Source organism: Oleiphilus sp. HI0043, assembly GCF_001634935.1.
This window is the reverse complement of sequence record NZ_LWEY01001043.1, coordinates 1-1,546: the sequence shown is the minus strand read 5'-3', so window position 1 is coordinate 1,546 and position 1,546 is coordinate 1. Positions and strand designations below refer to the sequence as shown.

Sequence of the window (1,546 nt, the reverse complement as noted above, 5' to 3'; positions counted from 1 at the left end):
CTTCTGGAGACCAGTTATCTGGACTACTACTTTTTGTCACACTTGAACCTGGTAATTGAAATTTATCTCGCCAGGAATACAAGGTGGATAGGTTTATGTTTTCCTGGGCTGAAAACGTTCTTAATGATAACCCACTTTCAAGCCACTTCTTAACAATGGCTTCTTTAAACTCTTTTGAATAATGCTTCACTCATATTCTCTTACCGCCTCCTATTCAATTATTAAAAATTAACAGAGGCGACAACTATCCTGACACAGGGGGGATTCGTGTTTTTGGATCTATTCTGGGTAAGGTGACTTCCTTCGAGATTGACCAGATATAAGCTATCAGTTCTCGTGCGATCGCCGTTACCACGACACTTCGATGTTTACCTTTGTGTATTAGTCGTTGATATCGTCTACATAATCTCTGTTGTGCTTGCCAAGCTTGATCAATTACCTCTTTCGGCAATCCTTCCTGCCTGAGCTGTAATTCCTTCGATATCTTTGCGGGATAGCGATAGCTATGTGCAGCCTCAACTAACAATCTCCTCGCTCGCCCATTTCCACAATTGGTGATCGCGCCTAAGTGTCGTTTTCCTCCACTTGAATGCTCGGAGGGCGTCGTTCCGATATAACTCATCAGTTTTCTAGGGCTATCAAATCGTGTTAAGTCTCCTAGCTCTACAATGACACCAGTGGCGGTGAGCAGTCGAACGCCTCTCAAGGCTTGTATCGCTTTCACAACCGGATAATATCGCCATTGCTTCACGTGATGGGCGAGTTCATTGTCCAGACGCTCTAGTCGAGCATTGCGTTCTGAAATGGTTTGAATCATCTCTTGCAAGACAAATTGCTGACTAGGATGAGGTAAGATGATCTCTGTTAACCAACGAAGGTGTTTTAAGCTCCAATTTGATTTGCCTGAATAGTTAATATGATTTCTGAGCAGCAAGGCTTTTAGCTGGAAACGTGCATTATTCAAATCATGCATTGCACGCTCACGTGCTCGAGATAGATCTCGTATTGCTTCATCTGCGGGTTCAGGAACGTAAATCGGATCAAGGTCGCCATTACGAACCAAACGAGCTAAATCTTGTGCATCGCGTTTATCTGTTTTCACGCGTTGTCCGGGTTTCTTTGGAATCAGTGATGGCGCAACAACATAGCAACAATGGCCTAAGCTTGTCAGCAATCGATAAATCCAGTAGCCACAGGGGCCTGCTTCATAAACAAAATGCAGGGTAGCCTGCGGGTATTTGCTTTCAAACTGTCTTGCCATCTTGGTAAGTGATACTTTGGCTGAAGAAACTCTTCCAAGATGCTTTACTTCTGAGCCTCGTTGATCTTCGCAATATGCGACTTCGGTGAACTCCTTATGGGTGTCCAATCCGACAAAAATTATGGTATTGTTTTTCATGGTGCTGGCCTCCGCTTATATGGTATGACACATATATTATGGCTCTGGCTTTGCTAACCCACGATAGGAGGTCAGCACTCTTTTGGGACGTGGGGAGTCATTATGTCTATACGTAAAAGGTAACCTGAATTTTGCTGAACAAGGAAG

At 43.9% G+C, this 1,546-nt stretch carries 2 protein-coding genes; both read right to left on the bottom strand.

The window, feature by feature from the left end; all coding sequences use genetic code 11:
* Window positions 1-190: transposase (locus A3729_RS30795; protein ID WP_156497897.1), on the bottom strand; the 190-nt coding region annotated here is incomplete at its 3' end.
* A 54-nt stretch (window positions 191-244) separates the two neighbouring features.
* Entirely contained in the window at window positions 245-1,399 is a 1,155-nt protein-coding gene (locus tag A3729_RS10990) for an IS110 family transposase (RefSeq protein WP_068633821.1), read from the bottom strand.
* Between the last annotated feature and the right edge of the window lie 147 nt (window positions 1,400-1,546).